This window comes from Candidatus Accumulibacter cognatus, assembly GCF_000584975.1.
GTDB lineage: Bacteria > Pseudomonadota > Gammaproteobacteria > Burkholderiales > Rhodocyclaceae > Accumulibacter > Accumulibacter cognatus.
The window spans coordinates 14,060-33,779 of the sequence record NZ_JDST02000051.1 but is presented as its reverse complement, the minus strand read 5'-3'; the positions used below and the strand labels follow the sequence as shown (position 1 = coordinate 33,779).

Here is a 19,720-nt window from a genome sequence, read left to right as displayed (position 1 = left end):
GCTTCCACCTACCTGGAAAAGAAGCGCAGGAACGCGTGCAGCGCATCCTGGCCGAGCGGTGGCATCAAGGCCGGACTTGCCGAATCCAGCCACTGGTCGGCTTGCGCCACACTCGTGTCGGGCATGACAAGCGCCATTTTCATGGCATGGTCGTGCGGCAGCAGCAAGGCTGCCGAAAACCACTTTCCTTCCCGATGGTAAGGACGCAGGATGAGCGGACTGGCCAGACGATCCGCTTTCTCGGGCAGCAGCGTGAACTTGGCAGGATCGCCGGCGCCCTCATCCTTGAACTGGAAGATGATCGGCAAGCCGAACGCCGCGCGAGGAAAAACCTGCCCGGCCGGATGTTGCGGCGAATGTTGCGGCGCATGCCGTTGCGTCAGGCGGCGTAGCGCATCCGCTTCAGGCCAGCGGCTTCTGCCCGGACGGTTTGGTGTTGTTCCCGTGTTTCGCCCGACATTCTCGCCTTGCCGGAAGCGCCGCAATTTCTCGATAGCGTCAATCCAGGCCGGTGTCGCCGCGGGCTTGGCGGCTCCTGCCAGCACCAGCGTGCAGCCGGCCGCCGCCGCCTCTGCGGCATCGACAGCGCTTAGCCCCGGCATGCGAACGGCTCCCAGACCCCGGCGTGAGCGCGCGCCAACGCCGCCAAAGCTGGCCCACCAGCGCAGCGCCTCGATACATTCCTCTTTCTGAACGGCAGAACAATTCTCGGCAAAACGCATCTCGAGGCGCCATTGCAAACCTGGTCTGGCAAGTTCCGTCGGCGATTGCGAATCCCGAAGGCCGGGTTTCTTTCCTTGCGCAGGAAAGAGAGCGTACGGCGCATTGGCCCAGGCCTCGGGATCGGGCAAACCCTTCCAGGCGCCGTTCCAATTCCTGGTGTACGTGGCCCAGGGCGCCGCTTCGCGCACCCCCGAAACGCGCAGCCACAGCTTGCTGGCCTGGACGGGATTGCCGAGTCCACCCCAAAGATCGAATTCCCGCTGGCGCAATTCGTCACCCACCAGCTTGCGTCGATGTCTTGCCAGCAGTCGCCACCAGAACCGCAACTGGCCGCGTATCGCGCTGGCCCGGACGGGCATCTTCTCGTCCACCTCGCCGGCGGTCACGCCGCCGCCATAGAGCGGCGTCACCAGTTCGCAGTCGTAGCTTTCCCATCGTTCCTCGGGAACAGGCATCGCTTGTCTCGGGTCCAGCCCGGCGGGTGGCGATCTAAGTGCCATTTTTCATCCTTTCATCACTCCTTCATCCCTCGAACGAGAAAGCGGTGCGCAGGCAGCCGAAACCGAAAGCGGTCTTGCCCCCGAGTTGCATGATTTCGCCGAGCGCGAGCAGGCCGGTGAACGGTGCGAGATCGCCGCGGTAGACCAGCGAACCGGTCATGCCGCCAATACCCATGCTGTGCCCGGTGCGCGACGAGCGGCGTTTCACTTCCTGCCAGCGCAGCGCGCTATGCTGCAGCGTCACTTCCTCCGCCGCGCGGCGCTGCGCCAGGGTGGTTTCCGCCGCCAGCGGCTTGGCTTCCCCGGCGGCCTCGCACAATTGGGCCAGCCGTCCGTGCATGCGCCGCACCAGCTGGCTGAACGGCAGCGGGGCAAAAAAGACCTGGCCGTGCTCCTTGATGCACAGCGGCGTGACCAGTTCGACGCGCACCGTGTCCGACGTGCGCTCCGTTGATCCCTGCCAGTCGCTGCCCACCGGAGCGGGCCAGCCGAGCAGGCCGGCACCCGCTTCAAGGAAGGGCCGCGTCTCGCTGCCCGCCACCCAGGCTCGATCGAAACGGAAGCGTCCGCGCCGCTCGCCGAGTCCCCGTTCGCCGATCCTGGCCAACGCCATGGCGCAGGCGATGGCATGCCCGGTGGCGGCGCCGAACAGATTCACGCCGATCTCGAAAGGATCACCCGGTCTGACCGGAGTCGTCGGCGGCTGCAGGGCATAGAGCCTTCCGAGCCGGGCCTGATCGGCGAAAAGGAGTTCGAACACCGCCGGGAAATGATCGTTGAGCGCCAGGCCAAGGCCGCTGTGCAGCAGCGCGCCGGAAAAACCGTCCAGCCGCAGGTCTTCCGAGACCAGTCGCAGCCGCAAGGGCAGGAAGCGCAACGCAACGCCGTGGCCCGGCCGTGCCTCAGGCGGTGCGGGATTCGCTCGCGTGTCCATCAGGGCGCGACGCCATGGCCGTGTGCTCGCGGGATCACCGCCTCATTCCTCGCGGCTGAGCAGCAGGAACGAATAACCGACCTTCTCGATCGCCGCCCGGTCATGCAGCACCAGGCCCTCCGCGATGCGCTGGGCGAGGCGGAAGACGATCGCCAGTTGCCCCTGCGCCTGCTGGAATTCGAACCGGCGCACCGGGCAGTCGATGGCCAGCAGATCCGACAGCACCGTGGCCGTCAGCGCATGTCCGATGGCGCTCTCGAAGCCCTGTTCCGCGACCAGGGCACGGGCCTCGTCAAGCGAAATCGTGCGACAGCGAAACAGGCCATTGGTGGTGATGATCGGCGAATTGAGCAGCCAGACCGGGGCGTCGGAACAGGAAGCAGGCGGTTCGGGTGGCACGGCGGGAACTCCTGGGAGATCGACAGGCCGCCATGATGACGGTTACACAGCCGATTTCGGCAAACCGTAAGCTTGCGATCATGGGACCGGCTTGCCCTTGTGCAACGCAGCCGCCAGACGCTCGGCCATCAGCGAGGATTCCGGTTGTCTGGCTGTCCGGGGGGGCCGTGCCGCTACCGGGTGCGCGGCGGTATCCAGGCGCCCCTCGGGATGGGTAGGCGCAGGATTGGCGCTTTCCAGCGCGCGGCGGACTGCCGCGGCATCGACATGCGCCGGCCAGCGCTTGAAGATGGCGCGCAATGTGTCCGCCTCGCTGCCGGGCTCCAGGATCGCCGTCAAATGACCGCTACCTGGAGAAACCCAGACCTTGAGGAACGACAGGCGGGGCGGCGGGGCGAGAGAAACCGGGCGCGCCGCTGGCAGGCCGGCGGCGTCATTCTCCTGCCAGACGCGCAACAGCCACAGACCACCGACTTCGGTCAGCAGCCAGTTGCATTCACGATCCCGCGCCACGTCTCGCAGCGCCACTTCCAGCCGCGGGCCGGCGAGCGGCGCTTGTGCGGGCGAGGAAAGTGCCGCGTCCGGCGCCCCCTCCTCCCGACTGCGCACTTCGAGCGAATCGCGCAGCGTGTCGAAGCGGCTGAAGATTGAATCGCCGTCGCGATGGCGGCCGGCCAGCCAGGTTTCCAGGTCGCGCAGCGACGCCGGCACCTTCTGAATACCGAGCAGATCGGCCAGCGTCGAGAACATTTTTATGCAGTCCTGGCGCCCCAGCACCGTCACCCGGTGCTGGATCGCCAGCAACTCCAGGTTGGCGAACGTCGGGCCATCCCAGGAAGGGCGAATCAGCACCGGCGTGGCCCCCAGGCCGCCCATCATGCGCGCGGTTTCGGCGGCAGTACGGATCTGATCACCCGGCGGCACCGTCCTGCTGTCATCGGAGACCGGCAGTTTGAGGTCCAGGAAGACCAGCCGATCGCCGTGCAGGGCGACCAGATCCACTTCCTGCAACGTGTTTGCGGCGCTGTGTTCCAGCGAATGGACGATCTGGCGGACACCCAGGGCACGCAGGCCGACGGCAACAAACCATTCAAAGGCCGGTCCGGAGCGTGCTGGCGCGTCGGGAACCTTTTTTTCCCGCAGGTAATATCGCCAGTCCCAGTTGTGACTCGCCGCCGAACTGGCCCACTGCTGCGAATCGAGTGTGCAAGGGCATTCGAGGGCTGCGGAGCGCGTCGAGAATCGCAGGCCCTGTTCCCCCGAGGAAAACTGGGCCTCGATCAGGTGCAGCAGGGGAACGGAGTCCAGTGTCGTGCCTCGCTGCAACGCATCCAGATCCGCGCCGCAGGCCGAAACCGATTCCAGGCTCGGCATCGGCGGCAGGCCGGGCAGCGGCTGCAGATGGAAGCGAAACCACTGGCCGACCCCGATCTCGCGGTAAATCACATGCGCCACCGAGGCATGGCCGGCAAGCATCGGCAGCCCGGCGCTCATCGACTTCAGCCCGCCGGTGGCATTGAGCACCCAGCGCCCGCCCGGCGTCTCGGCCAGCAAGCCAAGAATCCTTTCGACCACGCTCTGCGGCCGGAAATCGACCCGATAGGTCTCGGCTCGCACCGGCGGACAGCCGGGCGGCGGCAGGCAGATGGCGCGCACCAGTTTCTGGATCTGGCGCGCCGGTTCGGCGGATCGTGTGCGGTCGTCGGTGTGCAGGATGGCCAGCGACGCCAGACGTCCCGTCTGCCACAGGCTCAGGGCAACCATCAGATTGGGTTGGATCTGCTCGCTGGCCAGCAGGAGGAGATGAAAGCATTCAGGCTCGTTTGTCATGGACATCGATTGTAACCCTCTCTCCCTCTTCAATGAAGAGGTTTGTGCCGGGCATTTACTCCAGAGCATATTTATTGGCCAGGCTTGGGAACCGCTGATTAACACATCCTTCGGAGAAACCTGGCAACGCGAAGCCGTCCTCGGTCGTGCCCAAGTGAATGGTGATGACTGGAGGATGAGTTCTGCTCGATCTGATCGGCAGGGCTTGGTTTTCACTCATCAAGACCAGGAGCCAACCAAAACGGTCGCATTCGGTCTCAATCCCTTTATCGGCAGGGCTTAGTTTTCACGGCGAAGCAGCTCAAGAAATAACGGAATTCGCTCTTCCGTCTCAATCCCTTTATCGGCAGGGCTTAGTTTTCACCTCGATGGGGAATGGGTATACATTCGAGTTGGAGTCGTCTCAATCCCTTTATCGGCAGGGCTTAGTTTTCACAAGCGGACATGTGGTCGTTCAATTTCCAAGGCTACAGTCTCAATCCCTTTATCCGCAGGGCTTAGTTTTCACGGGCAAAGAGACGAGGCTTTGCCGGAGAGACTTTGTGTCTCAATCCCTTTATCGGCAGGGCTTAGTTTTCACGTTGCTGCACGCGCACGGGGAGTCGCTCCCCCTAGGGTCTCAATCCCTTTATCGGCAGGGCTTAGTTTTCACGGCAGGTTATGATGCAACGTCAACTTCCGTGGTTACAGTCTCAATCCCTTTATCGGCAGGGCTTAGTTTTCACTCGTCCAGAGCCGGTTCGTTTGAGGGAAAAGCTATGGAGTCTCAATCCCTTTATCGGCAGGGCTTAGTTTTCACTGACCTACGTAGATGGCGTTTCGAAGCAAAGATGGTGTCTCAATCCCTTTATCGGCAGGGCTTAGTTTTCACTGCTAGAGGAGATGTTCCCATGTACCATTCCGAGGACGGTCTCAATCCCTTTATCGGCAGGGCTTAGTTTTCACCCGTTAGAGGAAAAGCTATGGAGCAAGAAAGCGAGGAGTCTCAATCCCTTTATCGGCAGGGCTTAGTTTTCACAAGAGCTTTCTTCCAAAAACAGTACGCGCAAGCAAGTCTCAATCCCTTTATCGGCAGGGCTTAGTTTTCACTGAAAAAACAGGCCGAAACACTGGGCTTGGTAGTTCTGTCTCAATCCCTTTATCGGCAGGGCTTAGTTTTCACTATGGCCGAGCCGGTCAAGTTTGAGGCTAGTATATAGTCTCAATCCCTTTATCGGCAGGGCTTAGTTTTCACTGCACTCATCGCATTTGTTGAAGCTGAGGTCCACAAGTCTCAATCCCTTTATCGGCAGGGCTTAGTTTTCACACAAGCAAACTGCACTTACGTGCCGTATGTGCGGGTGTCTCAATCCCTTTATCGGCAGGGCTTAGTTTTCACAATCAAGATCATCTCACCTTATAACCGCCAGTTTGTAGTCTCAATCCCTTTATCGGCAGGGCTTAGTTTTCACCACCAATGGCCACAATCAAGTATTCAGTGCCGTCGGTCTCAATCCCTTTATCGGCAGGGCTTAGTTTTCACGGCGATTTTGACCGAACCGTGACGAAGCCGTACTCAGTGTCTCAATCCCTTTATCGGCAGGGCTTAGTTTTCACTTGTGGAGGGAGAAGCGAGAAACGCTGCTCTGAAGATGTCTCAATCCCTTTATCGGCAGGGCTTAGTTTTCACAAGATTATCCGGCGGATTTCCACCGTGTGTCAATGGTCTCAATCCATTTATCGGCAGGGCTTAGTTTTCACTGTGTTTCTTTCAGAGTTGGGTAAGGCTGGTGAGTCGAGTCTCAATCCCTTTATCGGCAGGGCTTAGTTTTCACTGATCACGGAGACGTGGTCATGGCCATACGAGGATCGTCTCAATCCCTTTATCGGCAGGGCTTAGTTTTCACAATGTACCGATGGAGTCTGTCAGCTAATTAGTCTCAATCCCTTTATCGGCAGGGCTTAGTTTTCACTTGACTGAGGGCGCGTTGCTTCACGCGCACGGGGAGAGGTCTCAATCCCTTTATCGGCAGGGCTTAGTTTTCACTCAAAGACGTTGTTTCTATGCTTCAGGAAACTGGAGAGTCTCAATCCCTTTATCGGCAGGGCTTAGTTTTCACATAAATAATTGGAAATTTTCGTCGACCAAGAGGCTTTTTTGTCTCAATCCCTTTATCGGCAGGGCTTAGTTTTCACAAGAATTCGGTTAGCCAAACGCACAGTCTCGAAGACGTCTCAATCCCTTTATCGGCAGGGCTTAGTTTTCACGGGTTTTACAAATGCCTTACATCACCAGCGCAACCGTCTCAATCCCTTTATCGGCAGGGCTTAGTTTTCACAAACTGCAGGTGGTTCCGAAGAAGTTCTTAATGGACCGTCTCAATCCCTTTATCGGCAGGGCTTAGTTTTCACCGGAGAAGGCACTTGGGATTACCTTAAAGGAGATTTAGTCTCAATCCCTTTATCGGCAGGGCTTAGTTTTCACACCACAAATTCCTTTTTTTGTCCGTTAACAAAAAGTCTCAATCCCTTTATCGGCAGGGCTTAGTTTTCACAATACGATGAGCAAGTGTGGATTGTGCGGTGAGCCAGTCTCAATCCCTTTATCGGCAGGGCTTAGTTTTCACAGAAACTATGGAACAAGGTTCCGAAGACTCCCACCAAAGTCTCAATCCCTTTATCGGCAGGGCTTAGTTTTCACTTGGAGGTACAGTGTTCAAACCGCTATACTCGATGGTCTCAATCCCTTTATCGGCAGGGCTTAGTTTTCACAGAGTCTGAATTGTGCGTTTCAAACTTCGAGGTCACGTCTCAATCCCTTTATCGGCAGGGCTTAGTTTTCACAAGCAGAGAGCGAAGAAAATGCCCGTGATGAATGGTCTCAATCCCTTTATCGGCAGGGCTTAGTTTTCACTGTACAATAGCGACCTAGTCGACCCTGTGGTCGAGTCTCAATCCCTTTATCGGCAGGGCTTAGTTTTCACCTCAAAACGGTACCAAAGAAGCATTTGTTGGACAGGTCTCAATCCCTTTATCGGCAGGGCTTAGTTTTCACTCTACTTCCACAACCCGATGATCGTCAAGGAATTTAACGGCTCTTTTCGGGGCGCGGGCGAAACAACGCTCCCGCGCTCCCGTCCAGGCGCACGAAAATCCTCTTTTCCCTTGAAAATCAACACGCGGCGCCCGTATGCCGAAGTATTTTCGCAAGCCATTGTCCAAAAAGCCATGTCCGGCAAAATGTGCACCAGCGCCATATGCCCCGAAGTTCTCAGGCCAGCCAGTAATCCCAGTCCCGGGCGATATGGCCGTGCCCGTCCACCAGAATGCGCGCGGCGTCGGCGCGGCACAGGGTGGCGATGAACAGCTTGTCCTCGTCAGGACGGACGATCCGCGCCAGGCGATCACGCAATTCCTGCAACTGGGCGGGATTGAGGTGGCACTCGAAGACGCTCTTCTGCACCCGCTCGCCGTAGCCTTCGCACAGCGTGGCGACCCGCCGCAGGCGGCCGGGGTCGGCGATGTCGTAGGAAATGAAAACGAACAGCGTGTTCACACCGCAAAGTACCAGGCAATGCCGGCTTCCGCCGAGTCCACCAGCGTGCGCTGCGGCTGGCGCGGCAGGCAGGCGGCGCAGAGCGGATAATAGCGGATGCTGTCGCTGCCTTTCAGATGACCGGCCAGGCGGGCGCGCAGGTCGCGCACTTCGCGGGACGAGAGACGGCAGCGGAAGACGCTGTACTGTTCCCTTTCGCCGTGTCCGAGCAGGATGCGCTCGACCCGCCGGCGACAGCCGTCGTCGCTCACGTCGTAGGTCACGAGCCAGGTCTGTTCCATGGGGCTTCAGCGGATGGCGAAAGGTACGTACGGCAGGCCCGGCGTGCGTAACGCGGCGGCGTACTGCAGCACCTGCATGTCCATCCAGCGGCGGTAATCGAGCCGCTGTCCGGCGTGGCTGACGGTGGTATTGAGCTTCTGCTCCAGCAGATGGATGAAATGCTTGCGCGAACCATCGGCCATCAGGCATGGCTGACCCGGTGTTTCGGGCCAGGAGAAGTCGCCGGGTTGCAGCTTGCCGTCGAACACCAGATGCATCACCACCGCATCGACCACCGGGGCGCGGAATTCCTCCATCAGATCGGAGGCAAGCGCCGGATGGCCGGGCCGGACATCGTGCAGCACGCCGACGTGCGTGTTGAGGCCCCGCGCCCGCACCAGGGCGAGGACGTTGTAGAAGACGATCGTGTAGCCATAGGAGAGGAGCGCGTTCACCGGGTCGGTAGGCGGCTGGCGGTTGCGCCCCGTGAACTGCCACTTGGCCGGCAGCACCGTCTGCCAGGCGGCGAAATAGGTGCGCGCCGCGGCGCCTTCGATGCCGCGCAGGATCTCCAGGTCTGCGGCCTGCCCAGCGGCCTGCGCCGCCGATTTCAGCGCCGCAAGAGGCGCATCCATGTTCGTCTGCCGCGCCCGCGCCAGACGGCCGAGGAAAGTGCGGCAGTTGAGGATCTTGCCGGCGATCAGCGGACGGGCCAGCGCCAGCCGGGCGGGCTCGTCGCTCTCCAGCGCAAACTGGGCGCGCTGCAGGGGCACGCTGCGCGCGTCGAGCGGGTCGATCACCCCGAAGAACCGGCCGCGCCCGGAAAGGAGCATGACCGGAATGCCACGCTCCAGGCATTCGTGCAGGGCCGGCGTGGTGATCTGCACGTTGCCGAACACCATGATCTGGTCGATGCGCATCATCGGTACCTGCAGCAACACTTCGCCGTGGCGCGCAACGATGAAGCGTTCGCCCTCCTTGTTCAGGACGGCTCCGTTTTCCAGCAGATACAGGGTGCGCAAACGGGGCCGGTGGCCGTGGCTGGGTGGACGTTCGTCATCGGCGGCCGCCGCTTCGTGGACAGGGCCAGTGGTCGGCGGCAGGCATGCCGCCTCGCCCGGCCGCCCGCCGAGCATCCCTTCGGCGCCGCAGAAAGCGCCGAGGAATTCGAAGCCCTCGGCAAAGGAAGCGAGCCGGGATTTCCGCGTGTTCAGCGCCAGGCCGATGTTTTCCAGCGCGTCGGCGGCGAAAGCCAGAGCGCTTTGCGCCTCTGTTTCGCTGGCACAGGCGAGCACGCAATCGTCGGCGTAGCGCACCAGCGCCAGTCCGGCGCGCGCGCAGGCCGCGTCGAAGGCCATCAGAAAGAGATTCGCCAGCACCGGGGAAAGCGGCGACCCCTGCGCCAGGCCGCGCGCCAGGCTCCAGGCGCCTTGTCCCTGCACGTCGGCCACTTCGATGCGCACGCAGGTTTTCATCTGTTCGCGCAGGCGCCGTTCGAGCGGCAGATCGTCGAGCAGGGAGAACAGGCGCCGATGGTCCACGCTGTCGAAAAAGTGGTGAATGTCGCACACCGCGACAAAGACGAGACCGCCATCGCGCAGCGCCTGCAGACGGTGCAGGGCGGTTGCGACCGAATGGCCGGGACGATAGGCATGGCTCGCTTCGCCGAAGTCGGGCTCCAGGAGATCGGCCAGATACCTGGCGAGTGCGGACTGAACGATCCGGTCACGTACCGCGGGCAGCAGCAGTTCGCGCACGCCGCCGCCCGGCTTTGCCACCGGAATGAGCCTGGCGGGCGCGGGACGATAGCTGCCCTGGGTGAGTTGCAGCGCCAGCAAACCGAGTTGTGCTTCAGCATCGGCGGCAAATTCCGCCAGCGTCTGTTCGTCGGCGCCCGCGCCACCCTGTCTGGCCGAGACATGTTCCAGCGCCTCGGCCAGACGGGCCAGCGTCCAGAACGGCGGCGGCGAATCCTGATCGGTGGACGATGGCGTTGGCAGCGTGCTCATCGGCAGGTCTTTGTCAATTCCACCGCTTCGAGAAGCCGTCGGGCGCCAGCGAACCGACCAGGCCACCGGCCAGCCCGCCGACGGCGATGCCGATCGGCCCGCCGAGGGCCCCTGGCACCGCTCCTGTTTTCGCACCGGCTCCGGTACTGCCGGCACGAACGCCATGCTTCACCGTCCGCCGTACCCGTCCGCGCGCCACGCCGGCGGCGGCAACATAGGCGCCCTGGGCGGCGCGATTCCGAGGGTTTTCGCGGCGGCGGGCGGGTCGCTGGCGGCCTGTCGTGCCGCGCTGATCGACACCGGTTTCGAATATTTGGCTGGGCACGTTGTGGCTCCGTAAGAGGCTGGCGAGCCGCCACTATAGTTGCACCCTCGTCCGCGGGTTGATTCGACAAGCTTGTCGTTTCCACGACTTTCATCCTGTGGCGTGAAGTCGTCGCTGATTCAGGCCGGGATTGATCTGCTGCGCTGTCAGCGTTACCTCGAACTCAATCCGGTACGCGCCAGGATGGTCGATAATCCTGCCCATGGTCGCTGGAACAGCTACCGTGCGAACGGGCTCGGACAGGCCGACCACCTGCTGACGCCGCATTCCCTGTATGGCGACATGTGGCACACCACACCACCACGTTTCGCAAGAACCTTTTCAAGCCCCGTAACCGGAAGATAGAACCCCCATGAAACGCATCCAGCCGTCCCCCCATCGGATGCCCTCCTCCGTGATGGCCTGTCACGCAAGCCCTGCTCCCGCAGCCAGACCATCCGAGACCGGAATGGCGAGCCCTTCCCATCCTTTCGTGTTGCCGCCCGATACCGCGCTCCGCCATGCCGCCGTCGGCTGCCTGCTCGGCACCGCCGTCGGCGATGCGCTGGGACTGGCCGGCGAAGGACTCTCGAAGCGGCGGCTGGCCCGCGTCTATCCGGACAGCACGCGCTACCACCTGCTCTTCGGTCGCGGCCTGTGTTCCGACGATACCGAGCACGCCTGCATGACGGTGCAGGCTCTTCTTGCCGCCAGTGCCGTCCCTCGTGACCACGCCGCGCGGGTCTTCGCCGGCAATCTCGCCCGGCGGCTGCGCTTCTGGCTGCTGGGGCTGCCGGCCGGCGTCGGGCTGGCGACCGGCCGCGCCATCCTCAAACTCTGGCTCGGCTGGTCGGCCGAGACCTCTGGCGTGTATTCCGCAGGCAACGGGCCGGCCATGCGCGCACCGATCATCGGCATCTTCGCGGGCGAAGATTCGCCGTACCTGCGCCGACTGATCCGTGCCTCGACCCGCATCACGCACACCGACCCGCTTGCCGAACAGGGCGCCCTGGCGGTGGCTCTGGCTGCTCAGCGCGCGACCAGAGCCGATCCTCCCGCCGCGCTGCGGGTGGGGGAGGAACTGGCGACGGCTCTTGCCCCCGAGGGGCGTGAACTCGCCGCGCTGATCCGCCTCGCGGCGCAAAGCGTGCATCAGGGCGAGTCGACGCCGGCCTTCGCCGCCTGCATCGGCTGTGGCCAGGGTGTCAGCGGATATATGCTGCACAGCGTGCCGGTGGCGCTGCATGCCTGGCTGTCGCATCCCGAGGAGCTGCAGGCAGCGCTCACGGCCGCGATCGTCTGCGGTGGCGACACCGACAGCGTGGCCGCCATCGTCGGCGCTCTGGTCGGCGCCCGCGTTGGCCCCGACAGGTTCCCCGCGTCTTTGCTCGATGGCCTCGTCGAATGGCCGCGTACGGTCCAGTGGCTGACCCTGCTCGGCGAACGACTCGCCCGGACTCGCACACCGCAGGCCCTGGCCCAACCGCTCGCGCTGAACCTTCCCGGCCTGCTGCTGCGCAATGTCTTCTTTTTTGCGCTGGTACTGATGCACGGGCTGCGCCGCCTGCTGCCACCATATTGAGCCGCAGGGTCGGGTCATCGGCCTTGAAAGCCATGACCGTTAGCGGGATCTGCCGCCCCCCTTCAGCAAAACCCACAAGGCGCCATCACCCCCGTCGCTGGGGGGAGCGTGGCAGAAGGCCAGCACATCCTTGTAGCGACTTAGCCAGGCCTTGACCAGGTGGCGCAGAACCCCTTCCCGCCCCGGCGAGCCGTGGCCGCGGCCGTGCACAATGCGCAGACAGCGCTTGCCGGCAGCCAGTGCTTCAGTAACGAACAGCGAAACCTGCGCGTGCGCCTCGTGGCGATTCATGCCATGCAGATCGAGATGATCCTGGATGCTCCAACGACCGCGGCGCAGGTCACGCAACAGGGTGCGCGGCAGCCCGCTACGCAGGAACGAATCGGCGCCGCCAAGGTCGAGCCAGTCGTCGATCGCCAGGGGGGCCTGCAGAAGTTGTACCAGAACCGCTGCTTCGTCGAGTTCTCGCTGCCGTGGTCGCGGACTCGGCTTCGGCGCTTCCAGAGTGACCCGATCGGGCTTGCGCAAGGGCGTCGCGCCGTCGACAGCGGCGCGAAAAGCGGCCAGGTCCTCCGGACTGGGTTGCGATCGCAGCGTCATCGCAGAGTTCGCTCCTCACGCCGGCAATGCCTCAGCCGGCCAGTCCAAGACTGTCAAGGTAACGTTCGGCGTCGAGTGCCGCCATGCAGCCGCTGCCTGCCGAAGTACAGGCCTGTCGGTAGATGTAATCCTGCACATCGCCGGCAGCGAAGACGCCGGCGACCGACGTTGCCGTGGCATTGCCGTTTTGCCCGCACTGGGTCAGCAGGTAGCCGCCCTGCATGGCCAGTTGGCCGACAAACAAGTCGGTGTTCGGTTTGTGGCCGATGGCGATGAAGACCCCCGCCAGCGGCAGGTCTTCGGTATGGCCGGTCAGCTTGTCGCGGATGCGCATGCCGGTCACGCCGGACGGGTCCCCGAGCACTTCGTCCAGCGTGCAGTTCCAGCGGATCGTGACCTTGCCGGCCTTTTCCTTGGCAAACAGCTTGTCGTGCAGTATTTTTTCACCGCGCAGCTTGTCGCGGCGATGCACGAGGGTGACGTGACTGGCGATGTTGGCCAGGTACAAGGCCTCTTCGACCGCGGTATTGCCCCCGCCGATGACGGCGACCGGTTGGTCACGATAGAAGAAGCCATCGCAGGTGGCGCAGGCGGAGACGCCGCGGCCGGCAAAGGTTTCTTCGGAGGGCAGTCCCAGATACTGGGCCGAAGCACCGGTGGCGATGATCAGGGCATCGCAGGTGTAGGTACCCGCATCGCCGATGAGCACAAACGGCTTTTCTGTCAGCCGGGCGGTATGGATATGGTCGAAGAGGATCTCGGTTTCGAAGCGGCGAGCATGCTCTTCGAAACGCCGCATCAGCTCTGGCCCCTGCACGCCCTGTGCGTCGGCCGGCCAGTTGTCCACGTCGGTCGTGGTCATCAACTGCCCACCCTGGGCCATGCCGGTGATCAGCACTGGTTTGAGGTTGGCGCGTGCCGCATAGATGGCGGCGGTATAGCCGGCGGGTCCGGCTCCGAGGATCAGCAGGCGGCAATGGCGGTTGGCTTGGGTCATTTCGATGGGCTCTGGTCGTGGGTCACGGAAAAATTATAACCGGCAACGCTGACCCATTCGCGGCCAAGTTCAGTGCGGCAATTCTTCGAAAATCTTTGAAGTGCCTTATAATCGCGGCGCAAGCCCTTGATAGAAATCACTTCACTTGATGAGAGAATGGCCCATGAACACTGCCGTTGAGCAACCCAGGAGAGGACCCAGCCTGACTTTGCTGCACAGCATTCCGATATTTGCCGGCGTTCCCGATGCACAACTCGAACAGATCGCCAAGGTTGCCTTCCATCGTCGGGTACCACGCCAGACCACCATCGTCCGCGCCGGCGACAGTACCGATTCGCTCTATGTGCTGATCAGCGGCGGCGCCAAGGTGCTCAACAGCGACGAAGAAGGACGAGAAGTGATTCTGACCCTGCTTGGCCCCGGCGAGTTCTTCGGAGAAATGGGGCTGATCGACGGCAGCCCGCGTTCGGCCGATGTCATGGCCACCGAGACCTGCGAATTGCTGGTCATTACCAAGAACGACTTCAAGCGCTGCCTGGCCGAAAACTTTGACCTTTGCCTCAATATCATGAAAAGCCTCGTGCAGCGTTTGCGCGAGGCCGACCGCAACATCGAGAGTCTGGCACTGCTCGACGTCTACGGCCGCGTCGCCAAGTTGCTGATCGATTTTTCCGAAGAGGAGCGCGGTCAGCGCGTGATCCGGCGACGGCTGACCAAGCAGGACATTGCCAAGATGATCGGCGCCTCACGCGAGATGGTCAGTCGAGTCATGAAGGATCTCGAAAACCGCGGTTACTTCCGGGTTGAAGAAGGTCGGACCGTCATTCTCGAAAAACGCCTGTCTTCCCCGGCAAGTCCCGCTTCCCAACCGTAACTCCTGTCACTCCTCCTGTAACTCCCTACACCAGAACCCGCTGATGGCTTTGCTGAACAAACTTGCCGGCAGAATGCCCTTTCCCTCCAGGGCACCGACTCCGCTCCCGGAAAAAATCGCCGCACTCCTGCAGGAGTCGCGCTGGCTGATCCTGATCGTTGTCGCCACCTTCCTGGCGCTTTCATTGTGGGGCTACCATCCATCCGATCCTGGCTGGTCGCACGCCGTACACGCGGTCACGCTGCACAACCCGGCTGGCCGTAGCGGCGCCTGGCTGGCCGATTTGATGCTTTTTGTCTTTGGTTGTTCGGCGTGGTGGTGGATCGTTCTGCTGCTGGTCTTTGTCTGGCGGGGGTATCGACGTCTCGAAGGCCAGCACCCGACCGATCGACGTCCGCTGTACATCTGCCTGGCCGGCTTTCTGGTCCTGATCATCGCCAGCAGCGGACTCGAGAACCTGCGGTTCTATACGCTCAAAGCAACGCTGCCGGTTGGCCCCGGCGGTGTCATCGGCATCGAACTCGGCGCCGTGGTCGTGCGTTATCTGGGTTATACCGGTGCAACGCTGACCCTGTTCGCTCTGCTGATGCTTGGCTGGAGCATCTTCTCCGGGATGTCGTGGATTACCACTGCCGAACGTGCCGGTGCACTCCTGGAAGCGATCGTCGTCGGCATCTACCAGTGGCTCGAACGCCGGAAGGACCGGCGCATCGGACGCGAAGTCGCACGCGAGCGTGAGGCCGTCATCGAGGGCGAGAAAAAACGCGGCGAAGCGCAGGAACCCACGCTGTCCGAAAGCCCCGCGCTGGCCAGTTCCCGCCCGCTACCGGTCAAGGCCGGCAAACGCAGCCAGGAGGAGCCGACCCTGAACGACGAGCGCGACTTGCCTGCGCCGCTACCGCCCACAACCGGCAAGCCCATCGACGACGAGCCGGTCTTGCACCACGAGCACGACTTGCCTGCCTCGCCACGACCAGGAACCTTGAAGTCCCTCGATGATGTCCCTCCCCTGACCGAAGCTCCCGAAACCCTCGCGCCGCTGCCGTCGAAGGGGGAGAAGCGAACCGACCGTGGACGGCCACTGCCGCTCCCGGAAGCCGTCGCCGCGTCCCCGTTGCCACCCATGCATCTGCTTGAACCAGCGCCCTCGCAGAGCAGTCGCGTCAGTCCCGAGACGCTTGAATCCACCTCTCGTCTGATCGAGCGAAAACTCGCCGATTTTGGCGTGCAGGTGGCGGTCACCGCCGCCTATCCCGGACCGGTGATCACGCGCTACGAAATCGAGCCGGCAGTCGGCGTGAAGGGCGCCCAGATCCTCAATCTGGCCAAGGATCTGGCACGTTCGCTGTCGCTGGTGTCGGTGCGCGTCGTCGAGACGGTACCGGGCAAGTCGTCGATGGCACTTGAACTCCCGAATCCCAAGCGGCAGGTGGTCCGCCTGCTGGAAATCATTTCCAGCAAGGAATATCACGACATGGACTCGCCGCTGACGATGACGCTGGGCAAGGATATCAGCGGCCAACCGCTGGTCGTCGACCTGGCCAGGATGCCGCATCTGCTGGTGGCTGGAACGACGGGATCGGGCAAATCCGTCGGCATCAATGCGATGATCCTTTCGCTGCTGTACAAGGCTGGACCAGACCAGGTACGGTTGATCCTGGTCGACCCGAAAATGCTCGAACTGTCCATCTACGAGGGCATCCCGCACCTGCTCGCACCGGTGGTGGTGGACATGAAACATGCCGCCAACGCCCTCAACTGGTGCGTTGGCGAAATGGACAAGCGTTACAAGCTGATGTCGGCGATGGGCGTACGCAATCTGGCCGGCCTCAATCAACGCATCCGTGATGCCGCGAAGAACGGCGAGAAAATCGCCAACCCGGTATCGCTGACCCCGGACCACCCCGAACCGCTGTCCTGTCTGCCGTTCATCGTGGTGGTCATCGACGAACTCGCTGACCTGATGATGCTTTCCGGCAAGACCGTCGAGCAGCTGATCGCCCGTCTCGCGCAGAAAGCGCGCGCCTCGGGAATCCATCTGATTCTGGCGACGCAGCGGCCATCGGTCGATGTCATCACCGGCCTGATCAAGGCCAACATACCTACCCGCATCTCCTTCCAGGTGTCATCCAAGATCGATTCACGCACCATCCTCGATCAGATGGGGGCCGAAGCCCTGCTCGGCCAGGGCGACATGCTCTACCTGGCACCTGGGACCGGCTATCCAACACGCGTCCATGGCGCTTTTGTCGCTGACGAAGAAGTGCATCGGGTGGTCGACTACCTGAAAAAAACCGGGGTCCCGGATTACGTCGAAGGCGTTCTCGCCGGGGCCGGTGCAGACAACGAAGGCGACGACGCCAGCGGTGGCGAAAACCAGGATAGCGATGGCGAAGCCGACCCGGTCTATGACCAGGCGGTCGAAGTGGTGCTGAAGAATCGCCGCGCGTCGATTTCGCTGGTACAACGCCACTTGCGCATCGGCTATAACCGCTCGGCGCGATTGATCGAGGCCATGGAAAAAGCCGGGCTGGTTTCTGCCATGGATGCCCGCGGCGGTCGCGAAGTCCTGGCCCGCAGGGAAGATGAATGACTGACATGATTCGCCGCACTCTCCTCGCCGCCGCCTGCCTGCTGGCTGCCCAGGCAGCCGACGCCGGAGCGATCGACAAGCTGCACCAGTTCCTCGAATCAACACGGACGGTACGCGCCGATTTCGCGCAGACGGTGGTCGCCAAGAACGGACGCCAGGCGCAAACGTCGAGCGGCGTCATGATGTTTTCGCGCCCAGACAAGTTTCGCTGGCAGATCAAGAAGCCCTACAGCCAGTTGCTGGTGGGTGATGGTGAAAAAGTCTGGATCCATGATCCGGAGCTGCGCCAGGTGACGGTCAGGAACACCGGCACGGCAATCGGCGGGACGCCGGCGGCGCTGCTCGCCGGTGGGGACAGTGCGATCGAAAGAAACTTCACCCTGCGCGAAGCGGGTGATCACGATGGGCTGGAATGGCTCGAAGCGATCCCCAAAGTGCAGGACAGCGGCTTCGAGAAGGTCCGTCTCGGTTTTGCCAATAAGGATCTCATGGCAATGGAGTTGTTCGACAGCCTCGGCCAGACCACCTTGCTGCGCTTTGCCCACCTTGAGCGCAACCCGCCCCTGGCTCCCTCGCTGTTCCGCTTCGTCCCGCCCGCCAATACCGATGTGATTGGTGAATGAGCAGTGCGCAGTGGCTTGACTTGAAGTTCCAGCCCCGTATAATGCGCACTTCCTTGGAGTCGTCAGCAATGTTGATTCCGAAGAAGGCGCGTAGCTCAGCTGGTTAGAGCACCACCTTGACATGGTGGGGGTCGTTGGTTCGAGTCCAATCGCGCCTACCAATCGCATCGTTAGTGCCACTCTGGCATTTAGCGGATGCCTTTGGGAAATGTATTCAATCGCAGGAAGCCATGAACAGGCCGCCCACAGGCGGCTTTTTCGTTGACGGCCGGCGGATCGCGTGCGCACCGGAGAAGCGAAAAATTTCATCGCTGGCCTGACTGCCCCTGGACATAACCCCGCTACATGTTCAGGAATCGGAACTTCGCCGCTGCCGGGCTGGGCGACCATTGGTTCCAGGCTATGCTGCCGGCGCGCGATGCGCTAACATGGATCGCTGAAGCCAGCAACCAGGCGGGCGACTGCCACGCCATCCGCAGGGGTGAGCCGGGGTCAAACCAGCCTCCTCAAGCGCTTTCCCTGATCGGTGGTCAAACAGAAACTGGAGGAGGGATGAACATGGACAAGCTTGCCGGACGAGTTGACGCAGAAACCGAGGCGACGCTGTTGTCCGCCCCGCCGGAACAATACATGTCTTCCGGGCAACTGGCATTTTTTCGCCGACGACTGCTCGAAGAAGAACAGGCCCTGCTTTCGGCAGTGAAGACGACGACCGGCCACCTCCAGGAGAGCGCCACCAGTTCCGACTGGAACGATCGTGCCAGTGCCGAGGAAGAGCACACTCTCGAGCTGCGCGTTCGCGATCGCGAGAGAAAACTGCTCCAGAAAATTCGCGAAGCCCTGAAACGCATTGATGAAGGCAACTATGGCTGGTGCGAGGAAACCGGCGAGCCGATCGGCATTCCCCGGCTGCTGGCGCGGCCAACGGCGGCCCTCTGCCTCGAAGCCCAGGAGCGACGTGAACTGGTAAAGCGCCGTTTCGGCTGATTTCCGATGCCACAGATCACCGCCAACAATCTTCAGATCGAATATGAATCCTTCGGCGCCGAGTCGGCGCCGGTGATCCTGCTGATCATGGGGCTGGGCGCGCAATTGGGGCGCTGGAACATCGAACTCTGTGAGGCACTCGTCGCCCGCAACTATCGCGTGCTCCGTTTCGACAACCGCGATTGTGGGCTGTCCAGCAAGCTCGACGCAGCCGGCATTCCGGAAGTGGGCCGGGCACTGCGCACCGGCACACCGTTGGTCGCCCCCTACACGCTTGAGGATATGGCAGCGGACAGTGTCGGTCTGCTCGATGCACTAGGGATCGAAAAGGCGCATATCGTGGGGGCGTCGATGGGCGGCGCAATCGCGCAGATTGTCGCGGCACGCTATCCGCAGCGCACACTGTCACTGACTAGCATCATGTCCACCAGCAGCCACCCCGACCTACCGCCACCGACGCGCGAGGCTGCACAGGCGCTGATGGCACCCCTGCCGCCGACGCGTGACAAGGAAGTGCTGATCGAAGACGCCCTCCAACGCCAGCTAGCCGTCGCCAGCCCCGATTTCCCAAGTTGTCCGGAACGTTTGCGGGAAGTGCTCACCGAAGAGCATGCGCGCGGCTTCCACCCGCCTGGAGTGGCACGGCAATTGGCGGCCTTTCTGGTCAGTGGTGACCGGCGTGCGTTGCTGGCAACGATCAAGGCGCCCACACTGGTCTTGCACGGCGCCGAGGATCCGCTGATTCCGGTTGCTTGTGGCTACGACGTGGCAGCGCACATCCCAGGCGCGCAGATGCGGGTGATCGAGGGACTCGCGCATGACCTCCCGCTGGCCCTCACCGAAGTGTTCGCCGATGCGATTGCCAGCGTGGCACAAGCGGCGGAACGCTGATCTACCCGCGCTCGCAGTTTCCTCTGCAGCAGCCCCCCGTACATTGGCTGTAGGGTGCTTGCGGACACCCCGGCACAA

At 62.1% G+C, this 19,720-nt stretch carries 16 protein-coding genes, 1 tRNA gene and 1 CRISPR repeat array; of the genes, 8 read left to right on the top strand and 9 right to left on the bottom strand.

Translation table 11 applies throughout. From position 1 onward, the window contains the following. Positions 1 to 8: 8 nt before the first annotated feature. From cmr1 to cas1, 7 genes are all read right to left on the bottom strand, one after another. Positions 9 to 1,223 carry a type III-B CRISPR module RAMP protein Cmr1 gene (gene cmr1, locus AW06_RS10120; protein WP_273704582.1) on the bottom strand — a complete coding sequence of 405 codons (1,215 nt, stop codon included), beginning with the start codon at positions 1,221 to 1,223 and terminating at the stop codon, positions 9 to 11. Positions 1,224 to 1,245: 22 nt separating this feature from the next. Then, positions 1,246 to 2,157 (bottom strand): CRISPR system precrRNA processing endoribonuclease RAMP protein Cas6, encoded by a 912-nt coding sequence (gene cas6, locus AW06_RS10115; RefSeq protein WP_034949350.1) that lies wholly within the window; start codon positions 2,155 to 2,157, stop codon positions 1,246 to 1,248. Positions 2,158 to 2,199: 42 nt separating this feature from the next. Further along, the gene (locus AW06_RS10110) at positions 2,200 to 2,556 is read right to left on the bottom strand and encodes a DUF1874 domain-containing protein (protein WP_273704581.1); all 357 of its coding nucleotides are present in this window, start codon (positions 2,554 to 2,556) and stop codon (positions 2,200 to 2,202) included. A gap of 78 nt (positions 2,557 to 2,634) precedes the next feature. Then, a complete protein-coding gene (locus AW06_RS10105) occupies positions 2,635 to 4,392 on the bottom strand; it encodes a hypothetical protein (RefSeq protein ID WP_273704580.1) in 1,758 nt (585 codons plus the stop codon). A 174-nt stretch (positions 4,393 to 4,566) separates the two neighbouring features. Beyond that, positions 4,567 to 7,420: direct repeats of the CRISPR family, unit length 36 nt; unit sequence GTCTCAATCCCTTTATCGGCAGGGCTTAGTTTTCAC. Between the two features lie 216 nt (positions 7,421 to 7,636). Continuing rightward, a complete protein-coding gene (gene cas2, locus AW06_RS10100) occupies positions 7,637 to 7,921 on the bottom strand; it encodes a CRISPR-associated endonuclease Cas2 (protein ID WP_273704579.1) in 285 nt (94 codons plus the stop codon). Beyond that, on the bottom strand, positions 7,918 to 8,202 hold the full coding sequence (gene cas2 / locus AW06_RS10095) for a CRISPR-associated endonuclease Cas2 (RefSeq protein WP_138677936.1): 285 nt from the start codon (positions 8,200 to 8,202) through the stop codon (positions 7,918 to 7,920). Before cas2 (AW06_RS10095) ends, cas2 (AW06_RS10100) begins: the two co-directional genes overlap by 4 nt. Before the next feature lie 6 nt (positions 8,203 to 8,208). Beyond that, positions 8,209 to 10,356 (bottom strand): CRISPR-associated endonuclease Cas1, encoded by a 2,148-nt coding sequence (cas1, locus tag AW06_RS10090; protein WP_273704578.1) that lies wholly within the window; start codon positions 10,354 to 10,356, stop codon positions 8,209 to 8,211. Positions 10,357 to 10,618: 262 nt separating this feature from the next. Between cas1 and AW06_RS10080 the strand changes: the two genes are divergently transcribed. Next, complete coding sequence (locus AW06_RS10080) at positions 10,619 to 10,861, top strand: hypothetical protein (RefSeq protein WP_212761120.1); 243 nt, start codon at positions 10,619 to 10,621, stop codon at positions 10,859 to 10,861. 103 nt (positions 10,862 to 10,964) lie between these two features. Then, on the top strand, positions 10,965 to 12,077 hold the full coding sequence (locus AW06_RS10075; protein WP_138677933.1) for an ADP-ribosylglycohydrolase family protein: 1,113 nt from the start codon (positions 10,965 to 10,967) through the stop codon (positions 12,075 to 12,077). A 39-nt stretch (positions 12,078 to 12,116) separates the two neighbouring features. Here the strand turns inward: AW06_RS10075 and AW06_RS10070 are convergent, their stop codons facing one another. Beyond that, complete coding sequence (locus AW06_RS10070; RefSeq protein ID WP_034949342.1) at positions 12,117 to 12,677, bottom strand: Smr/MutS family protein; 561 nt, start codon at positions 12,675 to 12,677, stop codon at positions 12,117 to 12,119. Positions 12,678 to 12,708: 31 nt separating this feature from the next. Beyond that, the gene (gene trxB, locus AW06_RS10065; protein WP_034949340.1) at positions 12,709 to 13,674 is read right to left on the bottom strand and encodes a thioredoxin-disulfide reductase; all 966 of its coding nucleotides are present in this window, start codon (positions 13,672 to 13,674) and stop codon (positions 12,709 to 12,711) included. 163 nt (positions 13,675 to 13,837) lie between these two features. Here trxB and AW06_RS10060 point away from each other — a divergent pair, with 163 nt between their 5' ends. From AW06_RS10060 to AW06_RS10035, 6 genes are all read left to right on the top strand, one after another. After that, on the top strand, positions 13,838 to 14,548 hold the full coding sequence (locus AW06_RS10060) for a cyclic nucleotide-binding domain-containing protein (RefSeq protein ID WP_171047292.1): 711 nt from the start codon (positions 13,838 to 13,840) through the stop codon (positions 14,546 to 14,548). 43 nt (positions 14,549 to 14,591) lie between these two features. After that, positions 14,592 to 17,141: a DNA translocase FtsK gene (locus tag AW06_RS10055; RefSeq protein ID WP_138677932.1), complete on the top strand. Its 2,550-nt coding sequence runs from the start codon at positions 14,592 to 14,594 to the stop codon at positions 17,139 to 17,141. Beyond that, entirely contained in the window at positions 17,138 to 17,764 is a 627-nt protein-coding gene (lolA, locus tag AW06_RS10050) for an outer membrane lipoprotein chaperone LolA (protein WP_034949338.1), read from the top strand. Before AW06_RS10055 ends, lolA begins: the two co-directional genes overlap by 4 nt. A gap of 84 nt (positions 17,765 to 17,848) precedes the next feature. Then, a tRNA-Val gene (locus AW06_RS10045) sits at positions 17,849 to 17,925 on the top strand. A 391-nt stretch (positions 17,926 to 18,316) separates the two neighbouring features. Then, a complete protein-coding gene (gene dksA, locus AW06_RS10040) occupies positions 18,317 to 18,751 on the top strand; it encodes an RNA polymerase-binding protein DksA (RefSeq protein ID WP_034949336.1) in 435 nt (144 codons plus the stop codon). Between the two features lie 6 nt (positions 18,752 to 18,757). Continuing rightward, the gene (locus tag AW06_RS10035) at positions 18,758 to 19,642 is read left to right on the top strand and encodes an alpha/beta fold hydrolase (protein ID WP_034949335.1); all 885 of its coding nucleotides are present in this window, start codon (positions 18,758 to 18,760) and stop codon (positions 19,640 to 19,642) included. The last annotated feature ends 78 nt before the right edge of the window (positions 19,643 to 19,720 follow it).